13 protein-coding genes are annotated in these 19,082 nt (G+C 45.5%); 11 read left to right on the forward strand and 2 right to left on the reverse strand.

What is annotated here, in order from left to right:
- The first annotated feature begins 117 nt into the window (after positions 1–117).
- The 6 genes from AC3G2T_RS00500 (at position 118) to AC3G2T_RS00525 (ending at position 9,626) form a co-directional block, all read left to right on the forward strand.
- The gene (locus AC3G2T_RS00500) at positions 118–4,500 is read left to right on the forward strand and encodes a carbohydrate binding domain-containing protein (protein WP_488434143.1); all 4,383 of its coding nucleotides are present in this window, start codon (positions 118–120) and stop codon (positions 4,498–4,500) included.
- A gap of 215 nt (positions 4,501–4,715) precedes the next feature.
- Entirely contained in the window at positions 4,716–6,071 is a 1,356-nt protein-coding gene (locus AC3G2T_RS00505) for an ABC transporter substrate-binding protein (RefSeq protein ID WP_488434144.1), read from the forward strand.
- 74 nt (positions 6,072–6,145) lie between these two features.
- Entirely contained in the window at positions 6,146–7,051 is a 906-nt protein-coding gene (locus tag AC3G2T_RS00510; protein ID WP_488434145.1) for a carbohydrate ABC transporter permease, read from the forward strand.
- A complete protein-coding gene (locus tag AC3G2T_RS00515; RefSeq protein WP_488434146.1) occupies positions 7,051–7,866 on the forward strand; it encodes a carbohydrate ABC transporter permease in 816 nt (271 codons plus the stop codon). The genes AC3G2T_RS00510 and AC3G2T_RS00515 overlap by 1 nt, the downstream gene beginning before the upstream one ends.
- A 36-nt stretch (positions 7,867–7,902) precedes the next feature.
- Positions 7,903–8,256: a hypothetical protein gene (locus AC3G2T_RS00520; RefSeq protein ID WP_488434147.1), complete on the forward strand. Its 354-nt coding sequence runs from the start codon at positions 7,903–7,905 to the stop codon at positions 8,254–8,256.
- Between the two features lie 26 nt (positions 8,257–8,282).
- Entirely contained in the window at positions 8,283–9,626 is a 1,344-nt protein-coding gene (locus AC3G2T_RS00525) for a GH1 family beta-glucosidase (RefSeq protein WP_488434148.1), read from the forward strand.
- A 92-nt stretch (positions 9,627–9,718) separates the two neighbouring features.
- On the opposite strand, the gene AC3G2T_RS00530 is transcribed toward AC3G2T_RS00525, so the two are convergent.
- Together AC3G2T_RS00530 and AC3G2T_RS00535 are read right to left on the reverse strand one after the other, a co-directional pair.
- Positions 9,719–11,362, reverse strand: a complete 1,644-nt coding sequence (locus tag AC3G2T_RS00530; RefSeq protein ID WP_488434149.1) for a response regulator — start codon at positions 11,360–11,362, stop codon at positions 9,719–9,721.
- The gene (locus AC3G2T_RS00535) at positions 11,292–13,034 is read right to left on the reverse strand and encodes a sensor histidine kinase (protein WP_488434150.1); all 1,743 of its coding nucleotides are present in this window, start codon (positions 13,032–13,034) and stop codon (positions 11,292–11,294) included. Before AC3G2T_RS00535 ends, AC3G2T_RS00530 begins: the two co-directional genes overlap by 71 nt.
- A 140-nt stretch (positions 13,035–13,174) precedes the next feature.
- On the opposite strand from AC3G2T_RS00535, the gene AC3G2T_RS00540 reads away from it, so the two are divergent.
- The 5 genes from AC3G2T_RS00540 to AC3G2T_RS00560 all read left to right on the forward strand — a co-directional run bounded on the left by AC3G2T_RS00540 (position 13,175) and on the right by AC3G2T_RS00560 (position 19,064).
- Positions 13,175–14,737 (forward strand): extracellular solute-binding protein, encoded by a 1,563-nt coding sequence (locus AC3G2T_RS00540; RefSeq protein WP_488434151.1) that lies wholly within the window; start codon positions 13,175–13,177, stop codon positions 14,735–14,737.
- Positions 14,738–15,007: 270 nt separating this feature from the next.
- Positions 15,008–15,736, forward strand: a complete 729-nt coding sequence (gene bglS, locus AC3G2T_RS00545) for a beta-glucanase (RefSeq protein ID WP_474682087.1) — start codon at positions 15,008–15,010, stop codon at positions 15,734–15,736.
- Positions 15,737–16,016: 280 nt separating this feature from the next.
- Positions 16,017–17,345: an ABC transporter substrate-binding protein gene (locus AC3G2T_RS00550; RefSeq protein ID WP_474682271.1), complete on the forward strand. Its 1,329-nt coding sequence runs from the start codon at positions 16,017–16,019 to the stop codon at positions 17,343–17,345.
- Positions 17,346–17,358: 13 nt separating this feature from the next.
- Positions 17,359–18,240, forward strand: coding sequence for a carbohydrate ABC transporter permease (locus AC3G2T_RS00555; RefSeq protein ID WP_488434152.1), 882 nt, complete (start codon positions 17,359–17,361; stop codon positions 18,238–18,240).
- A complete protein-coding gene (locus AC3G2T_RS00560; protein ID WP_488434153.1) occupies positions 18,240–19,064 on the forward strand; it encodes a carbohydrate ABC transporter permease in 825 nt (274 codons plus the stop codon). Before AC3G2T_RS00555 ends, AC3G2T_RS00560 begins: the two co-directional genes overlap by 1 nt.
- The last annotated feature ends 18 nt before the right edge of the window (positions 19,065–19,082 follow it).

A 19,082-nucleotide genomic window follows, 5' to 3' on the forward strand; every position in this document is an offset into this window, starting at 1 on the left:
TGAATATTTGTTATTCAGATTAATGATTTGGTATTTCTGGCATCAAGGGGCAAGCCTATAATGGAAACAGTCCGCCGCAGCCAGTTTTACCAACTATCGTTATTAGGAGGAGTCAACGTGTATCGGAAAGTATACTCTACACTTTTAAGCATCAGTCTTGTTGTCCCTTTCTTCTCGCCGACAGCGCCGGCTTTGGCCGCTTCTGCAGAAGCAAAGCCATCGTCTGCGGATGTTAGCTTCGTGGACATGAATGGCCACTGGGCGAATCTTGCTGTTGCGAAATTTGCAAAGGCAGGTGTTGTAACCGGTTACGACAATCAGGAGTTTCATCCGGATGAGCCGGTAACACGCGCTGAATTCGTCACATTCCTTAACCGTGTGTTCCGGTATGAGGGTAATGGACCGTCATCGTTTACGGATGTTAAACCTTCCGATTGGTATATGGATTCCGTATCCAAAGCTGCACAGGCCGGATTAATCGAAGGGTACCCGGATGGGAGATTTCTTCCGAATGAGCGAATTTTGCGTCAAGATGCCGCACTTTTGCTAGCTCGGGCTTTTCAAATCGGCAGCCATGCCAATGATTCGACATCCCGGTTCCACGATGCTGCGAAAATTGATGATTATGCAAAATCAGCAATGGCCAGTCTAATCTCGGCGGGATATCTGGCAGGGGATGACGGGCAAAATTTGCAGCCCAAACGTGCCGTTACACGTGCTGAAACCGTAGAACTGCTGGGTCGCATAATTGGCTGGATGAGCCCGGATTTTGGCGATGCCAAGACGGGGGAAATTGGCGGGAATGCAATTGTCAATAGGCCCGGAACGACGCTGCAGGATGTGAAAATTGGCGGCAATCTTTATGTTACGGAAGGAGTAGGCGAAGGAGAGGCTGCATTCAGCGGCATTACGGTTGCCGGCGACACCGTTATTAAGGGGGGCGGAACGCATTCCGTCATTTTTAATAAGTCACAGCTGTCCCGAATGGTACTGAGCAAGAAGAATAACCTCGTCAGGGTGGCTTTAAACGACAGCTCTTCGGCTAACATCATCGAGGTCAATCATCCAGCTATTGTGGAATTGGCTTCAGGTTCCAAGGTGAAGGAAGTGCGAATCGGGGAAGCGGCGCGCGGCTCCAAGATCGTGAACAAAGGTACGATTGAGGATCTGAAAGTAGGTGCTGACGGCGTTACGGTTAACGGTCAACCGGTGAGCAAGGGCGATGATCTTAAATTGCCCGAAAACCCTGGAGCGATGCTCGGTTCGTCATCTGGCGCATCCGGCACATCCAGCTCATCCAGCTCTGGCAATTCTTCGCAAAACGATCCTTGGCAATTAGTATGGAACGACGAATTTAGCGGCAGTACGGTCGATACGAGTAAATGGAACGTTCAGGACACAGGCACAGTTTACAATAATGAGTTGGAATATTACAGTCCTAACAACGTAAGTATCGGGAAAGACGGCGACAAAAACGTACTTGTACTAGAGGCAAAAAAAGAATCTCATTCAGGTCGCAACTACACGTCGGGCAAGCTGACCTCTCAAATGAAAGGCGATTGGACGTATGGAAAGTTCGAAGTGCGCGCCAAATTGCCTGTTCAGCAAGGCATGTGGCCAGCCATCTGGATGATGCCTACGGACGAACATAATCAATATGGACCATGGCCAGGCTCCGGCGAAATGGACATCATGGAGCTTACAGGGCCGGTTGCGACCGATCCCGCTAATGCGGATGTGTACCCGCGGAGGGTCCAGGGCACCATTCACTACGATATTCCGCATGCGCAGCAAGCGGACCACTACTTGCTGCCGCAAGGACAGACATTTGCCGACGATTATCATGTGTTTTCATTGGAATGGCTGCCTGGGGAAATAAGTTACTTTGTCGATGGTCATAAGTATTTTGAAACGAACGATTGGGGTACGAAAGGGGACGGGCAGCCGGAATATTATACGTATCCTGCGCCGTTTGACCGGCCTTTTTATATGATTTTGAATCTGGCCGTCGGCGGCGATATGCCGGGAAATCCGAAGGACGATTTTGCATCTGATAAAATGTATGTCGATTACGTCCGCGTTTATAAATACAATGATTTGGACAAATTGCCCGACGTGACCGGCAAGCGTCCTGATTCCTCCGGCAACCATACGCCTCAGCGCGCTCCTATGCCGGACGGAAATCAAATTTGGAACAATAAATTCGATGGGGGTACTGATAAAAGCGGCGTTCCGCTTATGTGGCAGCTGCTTAAGAACGTCAATGGAGACGGAAATGTCAGTATCGTCGAAGATCCTGTAAAGGGGAAAGCAGCAAAAGTCGAAGTCACGAATGCAGGCGACCAGCTTTATTCGATTCAACTTACGCAAATGCCTCTCATGCTGGAAAAAGGGAAAGCATATGAGGTGACGTTTGACGCCAAGGCCGATGCGCCTCGTTCGGTCATGTCCAAGCTGACGCAATATCAGGGAAGTTGGACGGCTTATTCGGGGGAGGTTACCAAACAGCTCACCGATCAATGGGATACCTACCGTTACTCCTTCAATATGAAGGGTAAGACCGATAATAACGCCCGTTTTGAATTCAATCTCGGCAAGACATCTACAGCGAGCGTTTATTTTACAAACGTAAAGGTGGTCGAGATTCCGTGGATACCGGAACCGCAAGAGGAAAGGAAGCCTCTTAACGACGGCAATCTGATATTTAACGGCGGATTCGATCAAGGCATGGGCAGAATGGCGTTCTGGAATCTTGCAAACTCTTCGGGAGCAAGTGCAGCGGCTTCAGTCAGCAACGATATTGTGGCTTCAACCTACATGATGGATCGCAAGCTATCGGTCATTACGGCAAATGGCGGCACTTCTCCGGATAGTGTAGTACTGTCGCAAGCGGGACTTGTGCTGTCCAAAGGAGCTGCGTATACGTTAACGTTTGATGCTAAGGCAGATCACAACCGTTCGATTGGGATCGGACTCGATACGGGAGCGAGCGGCGGTGTAACCTTCACGGGCGAGCCGGCCGTGAATCTGACGAATACCATAACTACTTATACCAAGCATTTTACAGTCAATGATACAAACGCTGATTCTACCTTGAAATTTCTGTTAGGCGGCGACAAGGGAACATTTGTATTGGATAATGTACGTTTGATTAAACGTAACAATCCTTCTACAGTGAATGATTATGCTCATATCCCGGCAGACCAGTATTGGGAAATGCAAGGGACAACGTTGATTGCAAGCGGGGAGGGCGGCAAAGAAGTTACAGGGATGTCCCCGGGCAATTATGCGGATTACAAAATCAGCATCGCGCAGCCAGGACGTTACGTGCCTTCGGTGAGGGTCTCAAGCGCCAAAGACGACTCCGTATTGAATTTTACGGTTCTGGACGAGTCCCTGCAAGCAGTGAAAACAGCTACGGTTGCCGTTGGCCATGCTGAAGGCGGACAAGCGTATAAAACGATTTATATCGAACCGTTTGATCTGCAAGCAGGAACCTATTACTTGCGTTTGACCGGGCAGGATTATGACACCGTATGGATCGACTTATCCCGGGAAATGATCCAAAACGGGGATTTCGGCAGTAAGGATACAAATGGATGGACACTGCTGAAAAATTCTGCAGACCCGGGCGTGCAAGCTTCCACAATGTCCGCGGCCAACGGGGAATTAAGCGTGAACATCGGCGGACCGGGCGCGAACGATTGGGATGTCCAGGTCAAACAAGCCGTTAACAAAGCGCTTATGAACGGAAAAACATATCGCTTAAGCTTCGACGCTTCAGCCTCAGTTCCGCGGGATATTAAGGGAGTGGCGCAGCTTAACGGAGCGCCGTATACGAATTATATGGAACAAACCGTTAGTCTGGCCACCTATAAACGGCATTTCGAGAAAGTATTCACAATGACAGCCGATGATCCGGATTCTGTGTTTCAGTTCAGTTTAGGCAAGCTCGGCGATATTTCTGTCTCTCATTCCGTTTACCTGGACAATGTTTCTCTGGTACAGATTATGTCTCAAAAAGCGAATTTGATCCCGAATGGCGATTTCTCCTCCGGTATACCGGGCTGGACAACATTCTCGCAAGATAGCGGTCAGCTTGCCATCTCGAATGACAATGGGGCACTTAAGGTAGATGTCGGTACTGCCGGAACAGAATCATGGCATCGCCAGGTTTACTACGAGGGAATCGGCTATAAGAAAGGCAACCAATACACGCTGACGTTCAAGGCGCATTCGACAATACCGCGCAAGATGAACATTAGTATCGGTTGGTCTGATGCTGCACACAACTACGAATGGCATGGCTATGGCAGTAAAATTATTGATTTGGGCACGGCCGATCAGACCTATACGTTTACTTTTGTTGATGACAAGGATACTACGGACAAAGGACGGGTAAGCTTCGAGCTTGGCGATATTGCCGGAGGCAATGCCGGTAACTTGAGCGTATATATCGACGACATTTTCTTAGCCAACGATGGTACGATTGCCCCTTAACTTCGAAAGAAACGCGAGAGAGTCGGAAGGTTGCGCAAATGCTTGTTCATTGCCAATCCGGAGGCTCTCTCCGTTTTTGTTAGAAAATAGTCGGATGTTGTTTTTTTGTTATCGATGCTGTCGATTTGTTATTTAAGGCCTGTTCTTTCAAATCTATAATAAAGATGTAACAACGGTACCGGTTACTTACTACTCACTTATTTAGGGGGATTTCCATGCGTCTGCTTGGTAAAAAAGGATTAACAGTATTGACTACCTGTTCTATGGCACTTGTTTTCACAGCTTGCGGTGGTAATACGGCAACAACTGACAGTAAATCAAATCAAAGTTCCACCTCTGAAGGAAAAGGGGAAAAACCGATCACGTTGAAACTGGCTACGTGGGAACAGCCGACAAACATTGCGGCTTTGACGAAAGTCAACGAAAAGTTTCATGCGAAATATCCGAATATTACGATCACTTTAGATACATCCAAACCGGACGCTGCCTATCAGACATTACTGCAAACCCGCTTAAATGCCAATGATGCGGATATCATTACGAGTTTCGCGATCAACCCGAAAAAAGATTGGCATAAAGGCGCAGCCGTTCCTCCGCTGCAGCAATACATCGATGCCGGTTTGATTGAGGATTTGACGGGCAAACCGTATTTGAATAATTATTTCCCGGAAGCGCTAAAGAATGCAACCACTTATAAGGATAAAGTTTGGGGCATTGATATTGGGACCGTTACTTACACAGGCGTATTTTACAACAAGGAATTGTTTGAGAAAAACGGTTTGAAGGTACCGACGACTTGGCCGGAGATGATGGACGTCTCTAAGAAGCTGAAAGACAGCGGAGTTGCTCCGTTTACCCTTGCCGGCAAAGATGTATGGCCGCTCGGAATGGTGGCTAACGGATTCATTCAGGCTATTGAGCCTAATGTCGAGCAATTGGACAAGAAGTTATGGTCTGGGGAAGCTAAGTTTACCGATCCGGTATTCTCGGAAGTATTCACCAAATATCAACAAATGTTGGACAACACCGAGAAAGACTTTATGGGCATCGATTATGCTTCGGTCGTCGGACGGTTTGCAACCGGTAAAGCGGCTATGATGCCTGATGGGATCTGGAATTCGGGCGCCATCGAGAAAGCGAATCCGAATCTGAAATTTGGATACTTCCCGATGCCTGCCAGCGATAAAGCGGAGAATAATAAAAATTTCTTCGGTAAATATGACATGTCTCTATTAGTCGCTGCAAAATCGGCCAATAAAGAAGCCGCATTAAAGTATCTCGAATTTATCTCTCAACCGGATATCTATAACGAATTTATTAATACAGTTGGTTTCTTGCCTACTCAGCCAAATGTCAAATTCACGAATTCGTTTATGCAGGAAGTTGCTCCGCTTGCAAGCGGTTTGAAGCTGGCCATGGATGTTATCTGGCAAGCGCCGCAAGGAGCCGGCGATTACACGGGCAGCCCGACGCCTGTTCAGTTTCTGAAGCCGGCAGGCAAGGAAACTCCTGAAGAAGTTATGCAGAAGATGCAAAAAGAGTGGGAAGTCGAAATGAAAAACGCTAAATAATTGAAGACAAAGACTTGGGGGTAGTCCTGCTTATGCGCCTACCCCCATTTTTCACTGGACAGGAGTTGCTGGAGATGTATCCATTCGGTAAAAAGTGGCATAGATGGACTCCTTACGGATTCCTGTTGCCGGCATTAATCATTTACATTGCATTTTCTTTCGGACCCTCAATGGTTAGCATTTTATATTCATTTACCGATATTTCAGGGGTTGCAGGAGTGAAGTGGCACTTTATTGGTTTTGATAATTATAAAGAGTTTTTTCATTCAGGCAGAACGGCGGCTTATTTGGCTTCGGTCAAGAGAACTGTCATTTTTTCTTTGGCTGTCACGATCGTGCAGACAGCTATCGGGCTTCTTCTCGCTATCATCATTAATTCGAAATTGAAAGGCCATTTGTTTTACAGATCGCTGATTTTTATGCCGGTCGTGTTGGGCGTAACCGTCTTCGGATTGATTTGGTCGCTCATGTTTAATCCGATGGATGGCCCGGTTCAGAAGCTGTTGGGGATATTCGGTGGCTCTTCAACTTTTTTGGGCTCCTACGATTTGGCGTTCTACATCGTTATCTTTATACAAATTTGGGGCTCGTTGGGATATACGGTGGTCATCTTTCTTGCCGGCTTGCAGGCAATCCCGGGCGATCTTTATGAAGCGGGTCATATTGATGGCGCCAGAGCATGGCAATCGTTTGTTCATATCACTTGGCCAATGCTGGCTTCGACGGCCACAGTCAATTTACTTTTGGCCATTATTGGATCGCTGCAAACCTATGACGTAGTTTTTGTTCTGACTCAAGGCAACTTCAACACAAGTGTACTTGGTTATGAAATATATCGTGCCGCATTCGGAGGTACGCCGGGTGCTTTAGGACTTCGACAAGGATTTGCTTCGGCGGTTGCTGTTATTCAATTCGGCATTGTCCTGGTCATAGCAGTAATTGCTCAATATTATTTACGGCGAAGAGAGGTGCAGTTGTAATGAAGATGTATTTGGTGCCTAGACCTCTCGGCTATCTCATCATGCTGATCATGGTGATACTTTACCTGTATCCCCTTTTATATCTGTTTAATGTTTCCTTTAAGCCGGACGTCGAATTCATTGTGGACCCGGTAGGCATCGTCAAGCAGTTCCAACCTGAAAACTATGTGAATGCATGGAAACAGGGCAATTTTAGCACGTACATTTGGAACAGTTTACTTTATACCGGGGTATCGGTCGGGGCGTCAGTTCTGATTTCCGCTCTGGCTGCTTTTCCCGTATCCCGCAGTTATATCAAATGGAGCAGCTTTGTGTACGTATTTTTTATGATCGCGATTTTTTTGCCGAACAATATGATTCCGCAGTGGAATTTGATCCATTGGTTAGGCTTGTATAATACTAGAATCGGATATATTTTGGTGAACACAGGGATCGGTCTTGGATTTATGCTCATGACGGGCTACATAAAAGCGGTCCCAAGAGAATTGGATGAAGCGGCCAGCATCGATGGCTGCAGCTATTCCAGATATGTGATGACGATAATTATGCCTCTAATAAAACCTGTATTGGCGACAAGCGCGATTTTGCAGGCAATAGGGGTTTGGAACAACGTGATTGGGGCGACCATATATCTTTCCGATAAGAAGCTATTTCCAATTGTACTGGGCTTATTCAAGTTCTATGGCCAATTCAGCAACCAATGGACTTTATTGGCCGCGGCCCTCGTCATCGTGGCAAGTCCGATGATCATCCTGTATATTTTCTTGCAGCGGTACATTATTGAAGGCGCCATGACGGGAGCAGTTAAATCTTGACGGTCAAACCTTGATTGAAGAAGGACGGTAGTCCCGATGAAAAAGCGCTTCGTTGTACCCTTCGTTCACTTGATTCCCGGATTTATCAAGAAACGTGTCGGCTGGAAATTGGCAGCTATCATTTTCTTTAGTATCGTCATTTTGGTCAGTGTGCTTGGAACGCTTTCCTACAAAGTTTCTGAAAATATTATCAAAGACAAAGTGGCCACGGCTGCCCATCAAACGGTTATTCAAGCGGCTCAAAAGCTTGATTTGCAGGTAACATATCTTTCACGCGAGCAATTCCAGATAAGTGAAAAATTAGTTGTTTATTCGAGCCAAATGGAATTGCTGTCCGGAACGCTGAAAGATGTATTGCAACAATTTAGAATTTCAACTAATAAATCATGATCGATATAAAGAAAGGAGAATGATCAATGGCACAAATACGATTCCCGCAAAATTTCCATTGGGGAGCGGCGACTGCCGCTTATCAAATAGAAGGAACCTGGAAGGATGACGGGCGAGGGGCTTCTATATGGGACACATTTTCACACACGGCCGGAAATGTAAAGAATGGCGATAATGGCGATGTCGCATGCGATAGCTACAATCGTTACAAAGAAGATATCGCAATTATGAAAGACTTGGGAATTACGATGTATCGGTTCTCTATTGCTTGGCCCAGGATATTGCCTGATGGCACCGGAGAGCTCAATTTGAAAGGTCTCGAATATTATTCAAATCTGGTTGATGAACTTTTAGCGGCCGGAATCGAGCCCGTTTGTACGTTATATCATTGGGATTTGCCGCAAACGTTGCAGGATCGTGGCGGATGGGAGAACAGAGGTACAATTGATGCGTTTGTTGCCTATTCGGAAATCATTTTCCGCAAATTTGCAGGGAGAATCAAGTACTGGATAACTGTAAACGAACCATGGTGCATTTCATTTCTCTCCAACTATGTGGGTATTCACGCGCCGGGGAATCGGGACTTGCAGCTCGCCGTTACGATTTCACATCATCTCCTGATCGCTCATGGCCGAACCGTGAAACGTTTCAGAGAACTGGGAATCGAAGGCCAAATAGGTTATGCCCCTAATGTGACGTGGTTGGAGCCATATTCCAACCGCAAGGAAGATGCGGATGCATGCCGAAGAGGCGTTGCCTACTTTCTGGAATGGTTCATGGACCCTGTTTTATTAGGAACGTATCCGCAATTTATGCTCGATTGGTTTGCGGCAAAGGGAGTCAAATTGGAGATCGAGGATGACGATATGCAAGTTATCCGCTATCCGATAGATTTTATAGGCATTAATTATTATACGGGGAACGTAGGCCGATATAAGCAGGACGAAGGTTTATTCGACTATGAGGATATCGATACCGGGTATGCCAAGACGGATTTTGACTGGTTTATTTATCCCGATGGGTTTTACAGTGTGCTGTGTTATATTACGCAAAGGTATGGGAATATCCCGCTGCTGATTACAGAAAATGGCGCTTGTTATAACGATGAGGTAGAGGAAGGGCACGTAAACGATACGAGGAGAATTGAATATTTAAAGCAGCATTTGATCCAGGTAAATCGTTGTTTGGAGAGCGGCGTGAATCTGATCGGTTATCTTACCTGGTCATTGCTGGATAATTTTGAATGGGCGGAAGGATACGGCAAACGATTTGGACTCGTACATGTCGATTTTCAAACGTTAACCCGCACGCCAAAGAACAGTTTTTACTGGTATAAGGAAGTTATTCGTCAAAACGGCTTTGATTTGTAGATTAAGGTCTTCTATCAAATGATGGAGTTTGTCGTTACAAAAAAACGCGGAGCGTCTTAACGATGCTCCGTTCTTTGAATTTTCAAAATCGCTCAGTTTGACCGGTCCCTGAACTCCTGGGGAGTCATTTGACTGTATTCTTTGAACAGCTTTATAAAATAGTGTGCAGTCGAGTAACCGAGCATGGATGAAATCTCATAAATTTTAAGCTGGCTATTGGTTAATAAATGTGCTGCTTTTTCCATTTTAACCTGAAACAAATAATCACTGATGCTTTTTCCGGTTTCGGATTTATAAATTTTAGAGAGATAGACAGGATGTAAGTGTACATGGTCTGCAATGGACTGAAGGGAAACATAACCGATATTCTGATCTACAAAGTCATGTACTCCGTTAATAAGAATGGCACGCTGATCCTGGTGCTCCAGATCAAAATAGGCTCTTAATTGTCCTACGGCATTCATAGCCCAATTCTTCAGCATATCGGGCGAGTGGAACTTTCTGGCCTCATCCATGATGGAGCCGATGATATCCCCCAGCAACTTGTTGTTTTTATGGGCAATATAATAAAATGCCGTTTTCAGATAATGTCTGGTCTCTTCGATGTGCTCCTGAGACTGCGTTCCGCTGTTTTTTAACTCATGAAAAACAGTGTGAAGCTTTTCTTCAATGGCATCCCAGCGGTTCGCTTCGAACAAATGAAAGAAGGTCGGAGGTTCATATAGCGATTGCATAATTTGGATGTCCCTATTGCCGGATTGCTGATCCACGGTCAGGAAAACCCCGGTATCTTGTCCGATTCTCCGCCTGATTAAGGAGACCGCAGATTGGTAAAGCCCGCGCATTTCGTATGGGAATTTCCCCCAGTCCGTTGTCGTGATGGAAACGGCGCCTTTAAGATATAAATTAATGTTCTTTTGCAATTGAAAGGCGGTTTGAGTGATGGAATGGGTATGGACATCCGGTGATTTCGGCTTGAGCAAAAAGACCAAATACTCATGTACATCTTTACATGACCAGATGTCGAACTGTTCATGGAACAATTCATTTGCAATGTTGACAATGGCATACTCGAACAGATGGATGCTATTCATGTCCTGCTTTTGAAAATAATCTTCAAGCCGCACGATCATAAGCGCGACGCGTTCATCGATCAGTGGGGGGAGCTGATACTTCTGAATTTGTTCGGCAAGTTGGTCGTTCGAGAACCGTCGTCCTTGTAGAAGTTCATTAAGCAGCCGGTCTCGCAGCAAAGGAAGATGCTCTCGAAACGTCTGCATCGTATTCTGGAAGGAAGCTAATGTCTCCCATTCACGTTGAATCTCAAGATGCAGCTGCCGAAGCACTTCGATCAATTGCTCATCCCCGATCGGCTTTAGCAAATAAGCGCTTGCTTGGTGCTGGATAGCTTTCTTGGCATATTCAAATTCCGCATAACCGGTAAGCAGCACGCATTTGATATGTTTCCACCCGCTGCGAATTTCTTCGATCAGCTGCAGGCCGGACATCTCGGGCATGCTGATATCCGTGATAACGATATCGATAGGATTGTGTCTAAGGATTTCTAACGCTTCTTGTCCTGAGTAGGCTTTGTGGACTTGTTCAAACTGCAACTCCCCCCAAGGGATTGTGACAGACAAGTCATCTACAACATAAGGTTCATCGTCAACGAGTAGTATTTGTAACATGATTGAGTCCTTTCTTCTGGATGCGAAGTGTGACTTTGACTCCCCCAAGCTGGGAAGGTTCAATGTGCAAACCGGACAAGTCGCCATACTGGTGTTTCAAACGCTGCTGAACGTTCCAAAGCCCGCATCCGCCATCCTCGCGGATTGGCGTGTCTAGTACGGCGTAGAGCTCATCCATTTGGCGGGGATCCATTCCCGCTCCATTGTCTTCGACTGAAATGATCAGTGTGTCATCTTTCGTTTCTCCATAGATGATGATCCGGCCGCCACCCAATTTCTTTTCGATCCCATGGATAATGCTGTTCTCAACGATGGGCTGGATTAACAATTTGGGAATGGGCTCCGCAAGCAAAACGTCCGTGATGCTTATGGAATAATCGATACGTTGTTTGCGCAGATTTTGAATCGATAAATAGCTTTCCACCAGCTTCATTTCTTGTCCGATCGTTGTCAATGAATGATCCATTCGCGTTATGTAGCGATAATACTCGCCAAGGTTAAGCGCCATCGCTTCAACGGAGTCCGTATCGCCTACTCTTGCCTTGCTTTTCATGAAAAAAAGGCAGTTATAGAGAAAATGCGGATTAATTTGTGCTTGCAATTGCTTCAGATAAGCATCCTTGGCCCGTAGTTGTTCGAGATAGACACGTTCGATCAGTTCCTGAACCTTCTGGGCCATTTCGTTAAACCCTTGATTCAACATGGAGAATTCGTTATTTGCTTTCGTCCGGATTCGCGTGGACCAATAACCTTCCTTCATCTTGTTTACCGCTCTGAGCAGAATGCCAATTGGGCGCTGTACCTGACGGAACAAGTTTAGAGAGAACAAAGTGCTGAGGGCAAGCAATACGAAAGAAGCGGTAATAAATGAAAGCCTGCTGGTTCTAATTGGATGTAAAATTTGTTCAAGCGGCGAATAATGAACCATATGCCATCCTAACGACGATGAACGAATCATACTGACCAGATATTGCTTGCCTTCCAGATAGACGATGGTTGAAAACTGCTGCTCAGCATAAATGTTCTGCAGATTGTCAATAATCCCGGTTGCCAGCTTTGTGTCCAAATTCTGATTTCGTATAAGCCCGAATTTTGGATGGTACAGGAAAGTATCGCCGAAATACTGATATTCCCCGATCATTTTTTGCAAATTGGATACTGGAAAACGGACTTCAATGATCATATTCGACAATTCCGGCGTTTCTGCAAAGTCGACAGGATCCGCGAGCAGCAAGTGAAATCCGCCATCCGCATTTTTCATCTCATAATTCCAGCCTTTGAGCAGTGGCTTCTTAAGCAGAGACTCTTCGAAAACAGCCGAAGCATCTGAAGACAGGGCCTCGCGTTTTTGTATATTGTAAATTGTAATCTGATTCTCCCACGTGCTTGAACTGGTTTGCAGAGCCAACTTTTCCAGAACTGTCAGCGTGGTTTTGTTAGGGTCAATAAGATGATTGAGATCTTGGATATGTTCATATTCGCGAATGGTCGGATCGCGTTGCAAGGTATAAACCAAACCGGCTAACTGATTGATGTTATTGTCCATTTGTTTGGTGAAAAAGTCTAAATGATTCAAATCCGAAGTTTTGATTTGTTCGGTGATGACGTCAACATCCTTTTGGTAGGATAATCCATATAGCAATAATGTTACCGATATGATCGCGAATAGGAATCCAGTTATTTTGACGAAAAGATTAGCGCGCACTCGCAACGGACCCATCCTTTACTTCCCAATTGTTTTTCTTAGTGAAATTATACCATAGTTGACTTTAAAATTTGTGATAAGATACATTTAGTACGAAGCTGTTCGGAAAGGCAGGCCTCCTGATGGGAAAGATATGGGGAAAAATACTGATGGTAATGGTGCTGATCATTTGCTCCGGATGCATGGAAACAAACCATAAAGAACACGCCGGTTCCTCTCTTACGCAAGAGACGGCACATTACGACGCGATACTGGGAAAATATGTCCCCCCGGTAACCATGTACACGGTTGGCTCGATAAACCCCGACATGAAATTTAAAAATGGCGAGAATTTGGAGAAAAATGTACATACCAAATGGGCTGAAGAACGTTTGGGTATCCGAATCCGGTATCTCTGGACGATTCCCGATTCCAACGGGGCTTACGCCAACAAACTGCGAATAGAGCTGGCTAAAGGCAATATGCCGGATATTGTTGCCACAAGGGATCGGGATGTGATACAAGAATTAATCGACTCGGGACAATTCATGGAAACCGGTGATTTATTCGACAAATACGCCTCACCTGTCTGGAAAAGCGCCATGCAGGAGGACCCTTCGGTATGGGATTTCTTTATGCGCGATGGGAAAAAATATGCGATTCCAATCCTTGACTATCGGTATACGACAGATCCGGTATTCTGGATTCGTCAGGATTGGTTAGATAAGCTGCACCTGCCGGTTCCTGGAACGATAGAAGAGCTTGAAAGTGTGATGGGAGCGTTCACGTATAAGGACCCCGACGGAAACGGAAAGGATGATACATTCGGCCTATCGATTGGATTAAGAAACGGCCCCAGCACGTGGATGGCTGATTCCAGCTGGATTTTCGGCGCATTTGGGACAATACCCAAGCAATGGAATCGGGCGGAAGACGGTAATCTAAAGTATGGATCAGTCCAGCCCGGCGCCAAGGATGCATTGCAGTTGTTGAAAAGATGGATCCAACAAGGTTATGTTTCAAAAGAAAGCGAATGGTACAACGAGACGAAAGCGGCGGATTTATTCATTGCCGGCAAGGCGGGCATTATCGCAGGTCCTTATTGGATGTCGGGATGGCCGTTATCCGATCTGCTGAAGAACGACTCCAAAGCTGTGATTAAAGCGATACCCATTCCCAGCGGTCCGAAAGGTTTTGTTGGGAGAAGAGGGACGCTGCCCGTTAACGGGGCCGTGCTTATTAATAAAAAGATGAAAGATCCCGAAATTTTCTTCAAGTACCAAAACTACTTGTTTGATTATTATGCCACTTCAACAGGCGAATTTGCACATGGGCTTGCGCAGGACTACGATTGGACGATAGTTGATGGAGTCCCTTCGGCAATGGAGCACGCATTAATCCCGGGAGGAGCCGTTAGAGTGGCATCCTATACGTTGACCTTTGATGGAGCGCGTATTCCGTCCAAAGTCATGGATGCCATTCCAAAGGAAATCGCGCCCGTATTGTTCTCTCCGGCAGAAGCTTCCAAGAAAGAAGCGTTTACAGGGCCGCCTACTCCAACTATGAAAACAAAATGGGAACTTCTTCAAAAGCTTGAACAGCGGACTTTCCAAGAAATCCTGTTCAACGATGCTCCTGAAAGCGACTTTGATTTATTTGTAAACAAGTGGTTCGCTTACGGGGGAGATAAGATTTCTCAAGAAGTTAACGATTGGTATCGCGGTCAAAGAGCAAAATAAATGGAATAAGAAGGGCCGCTTACGCAGCGGTCTCCTTATTTTTGCATTTTGGAATAATTAATTCAATAAGGAAATGTTTTGCATATATAGGTTAATATATTGGTATGAATATTGGTTTAATGTTATTTCGGGGCAATTTCATTCATGCTATAGTAACAATAAAGTTGAATGTAAGCGCTTTTATTGGAGTGTCTTACTACTAGAAGGGGGAATGAAGCTCTTAGTGTTCCCGATTCATATTAAATCTAAATTAAGGTGGTGTTTTTTTGTATGTGGAAAAAGTTTCTAACCCGATTTGCACTTTCAGTTGTTCCGGTTTTAATCCTCATTCCGGCTGTAAAGGCTGATGCCGGTCAAGTCTTATGGGAACCTCTTGACGGTTATAACCAGTCTATTTGGACGAAGTCGAACGGATACAAAAATGGAGATTCTGTTTTCAATTGCAATTGGCGGGCAGGCAATGTGAATTTTTCCGCTGGTAAGATGGAACTATCGATCACAAATGATGTTCAGGGGGCAAATCCTCCATATGCATGCGGGGAGTACAAGTCGAATAGCTATTATGGCTATGGTCTGTATGAAGTTTCGATGAAACCGGCTGCAGTCTCCGGTGTGATTTCTTCTTTCTTCACTTATACCGGACCGTCTTTCAATGCGCCGTGGGATGAGATTGATATTGAATTTTTGGGGAATAAAACCAATAAAGTGCAGTTTAACTATTATACGAATGGTGTCGGTCATCATGAGATCTTGGCAGACTTGGGATTCGATGCCTCCCAAGGTTTCCACACATACGCTTTCGACTGGCAACCAGGCTATATTAAGTGGTATGTGGACGGCGTCCTTAAAGCAACTGCGACGAACAATATTCCATCCCATCCGGGCAAGATCATGACAAACCTCTGGAATACGAATGGGGTTGACGAATGGGCAGGTCACTACAACGGAAATAGGGCAAAAGCAGTCTATGATTGGATCAAATTTACTCCGTCACAGTAAGAACGATCCCTTCAATCTTCAAGCAGCTCAACAAGTCTTCTAGGATAAAAATGTTATAAAAATAAGCCCTGCGGCTAAAATGAGCGTAGGGTTTATTTATATTTATACCAACATTTTTGATTTTTGTAATTAGATTCAAATAAAAAATGGTCATTATCTCCCCAAGATACATAGATCGGAAAAGTTTGTGACAACCGGTTGACACACGATATGTCAACCGATTATCATAAAAATGATAGCGCATTCAATTACACTTGAGGGGGAAACGGATTTGAAAATTATGAAGAGTGTTGCTGCGGGAATGGGTTCGATCTTGTTGCTTTCCACATTAGCGGCATGTTCCCAGAACAATGCCTCAAGCTCCTCGCCGGGAGCCGGTCAACAGGCAAAAGGCGTCAAGCTTACTTTTTTTAATACTTCAGCAGAAGTAAACAACGTGTTCGAGGACCTTTTTAAAATTTATCACGAGCAGAACCCTAATGTAACCGTTGAATTGATTCCAACGCCAATTGGAGGCGCGCAGTTGGAGAAATTCCAATCCCTGCTGGCATCCGGCAATCCGGCCACAATAGCCAATCTTGACCCGGGAACGATTCTCCAGTATAAGGACAAGTTCATGGATCTAGAGACGGAGAAAGCGAAATATGAGAAACTGACGAAGCCCGGGGCGGTTGACGGCGCTTTGCTGGACGGCAAATTCTTGGGCATTCCATGGACAGCTCAAGGCTATGGCTTATTGTATAACAAACGGGTAGTTGAGGAATCAATCGGGGGGGCCTTCGATCCGGCATCCATCAAAACCCGTAACGATCTGGAGGCGCTGTTCAGGAAAATTGAAGCTGCCGGCAAAGCGCCTGTGATGATTCACGGGGCGGATTGGTCCTTAGGCGCGCATTATTTGGGACTGGCCTATTCTTTGCAATCGCCGAAAGTGGAGGAGAATCGCAAGTTTGTAGAAGATTTGAAAAATGGCAAAGCCAATTTGGCGGACAATCAGCAATTCACCGGCCTGATGGACACATTCGACTTATTAAAGAAATACAATGCCAGAAAAAATGACCCGCTTGTCGCAGATTACAGTAAAGACAGCACAGATTTCGCCAAAGGCAACGCGGCATTTTATTTTATGGGAGATTGGACTTGGGCTGTAATTGGCACTCTTGAAGGAAGGGATAAAGAATTCGGCATCCTTCCGGTACCGGTTAGCAACAATCCGGCCGACTACGGCAACACTCAGGTCGCATATACGGAACCGAAGCTGTTCGCCATTGATAAATCCGGATCCACTCCGGAGCAGCAGGCAGCGGCCAAAGCATTTATCGAATGGATGCTTACAAGTGAGCAGGGACAAAGTGCGATTGTGGCCAAAATGGGCTTATCCATGCCTTATAAGGATGTAAAGGTGAAAAGCACAAACGTAATTTCCGATGCAGTAGCCAAATACGTCGATCAAGGGAAAGTGCTTAATATCGGAGTCATCAATTATTTGCCGCAAGACTGGTGGTCCAAAACCGGGGCTTCCATGCAAAAATATTTGGCAGGAAAGATAGACCGAAAAGGTCTCGCATCAGAGGTTCAGGATTATTGGAAGTCCAATGCAGGGAAGTAAAGGGTGCGGCGATATGAGAAGCAAAATTTATATTAGGAATGCGGGGACTTTTATGCTGTTCGGGGCCCCCGCCGTATTGGCATTTGCTGCAGTTGTCTTGATCCCGTTCCTGGTTGGAGTATACCTGACGTTTACGAATTGGGATGTTCGAACGGCTAACATTTCATTCGTTGGCTTGTCTAATTACTCAAAAGTTGTTCATGATAAAGTTTTTCTCGCCCAATTGTGGTTTACCATTAAATATGTATTGCTTACGGTACTCATCTCCAATGTGGCAGCTTTCTTTATAGCATTGATGTTGACCAGCGGGGTGAAAGGAGAACAATGGCTTCGAACGGGCTTTTTCACTCCGAACTTAATTGGCGGAATCGTACTGGGATATTTATGGCAGACTCTATTCTCGCAGATCATGCCATATATAGGGAATAAGTACGGATGGGCATTGTTTAAATCGTCGTGGTTAACGGATACGGATACCGCATTTTGGGCGCTCGTCATCGCAACGGCTTGGCAATTAATCGGTTATCTCATGATCATTTATATTGCCGGATTCTCGGGCGTGCCCAACGATGTGTTGGAAGCTGCCAGCATAGATGGGGCGAACGGTTACTCAAGACTTCGCAGAATCATATTGCCGCTTTCGATCCCGGCTATCGTCATATGTATTTTTATTTCCATCTCCCGCTCATTTTTAACTTACGATATCAACCTTGCCTTAACGAAAGGCGGGCCGTTTAATTCGACCGAATTAGCCTCTTATCATATCGTGCAAAAAGCTTTCTTGTCCAATCAATACGGAATCGGACAGGCGGAAGCGGTTGTCTTGTTTGCCGTCGTAGCCCTGGTTGCGCTTACTCAATCTTACCTGCTCAAGAAATTGGAGGTCGAATCGTAATGGCTGTTCGACAGTCCGCAACAATGATCAAATCCGTCATTCTGTATGTGTGTTTATTTGTATTTTTAATTCCCTTTTTGCTGGTCGTCATGAACTCTTTCAAAAAAACGCAGCAGTTTATCGAAGATCCGTTATCGATTCCCGGCAGTATTCATTTTGAGAACTACACCCATGCATTTAACAACATGAAATTCATGCAAGGGCTCTCTAACTCGCTGTTCATTACGATCGTTGCTGTTTTCATTATTGTTATTTTCTCGTCCATGACCGGATATTTGTTTGTTCGTTATAAGTGGAAACTGAATGCCGTCCTATTTTTCATTATGCTCGGCTCCATGGCGCTTCCGTTCCAGGTGATCATGATTCCTCTGGTCATGCTGTACGGAAAGCTGGATCTGCTAAATATGAAGGCAACGCTGCTGTTTTTGTATTTGGGGTTCGGGGTTCCCTTCGGCGTATTTACCTTTCATGGGTTTATCAAAGGGATTCCTTACGAATTGGAAGAATCGGCTTTTATCGAGGGGAGCTCGAGGCTGCGAACTTTTTTCCAGATTGTGCTGCCTTTGTTGAAGCCGGTTTTCGTGACGCTCATTGTCCTGGATGTGCTCTGGATCTGGAATGATTATTTGCTGCCCAGCCTGGTTTTGCTATCGCCGGATCAAAGGACATTGCCTCTGTCTACGTTTACTTTCTTCTCTTCTTATTCGGTTGATTACGCGCCTTTGATGGCGGGATTAATGATGACGATTATTCCCGTGCTGGTTTTATATCTTTTTGTGCAAAATCAAATCATCAAAGGGATTACGGAAGGAGCCTTGAAATAAAGGCCGCAGTACAGGGGA

Source organism: Paenibacillus sp. sgz302191 (assembly GCF_057749925.1).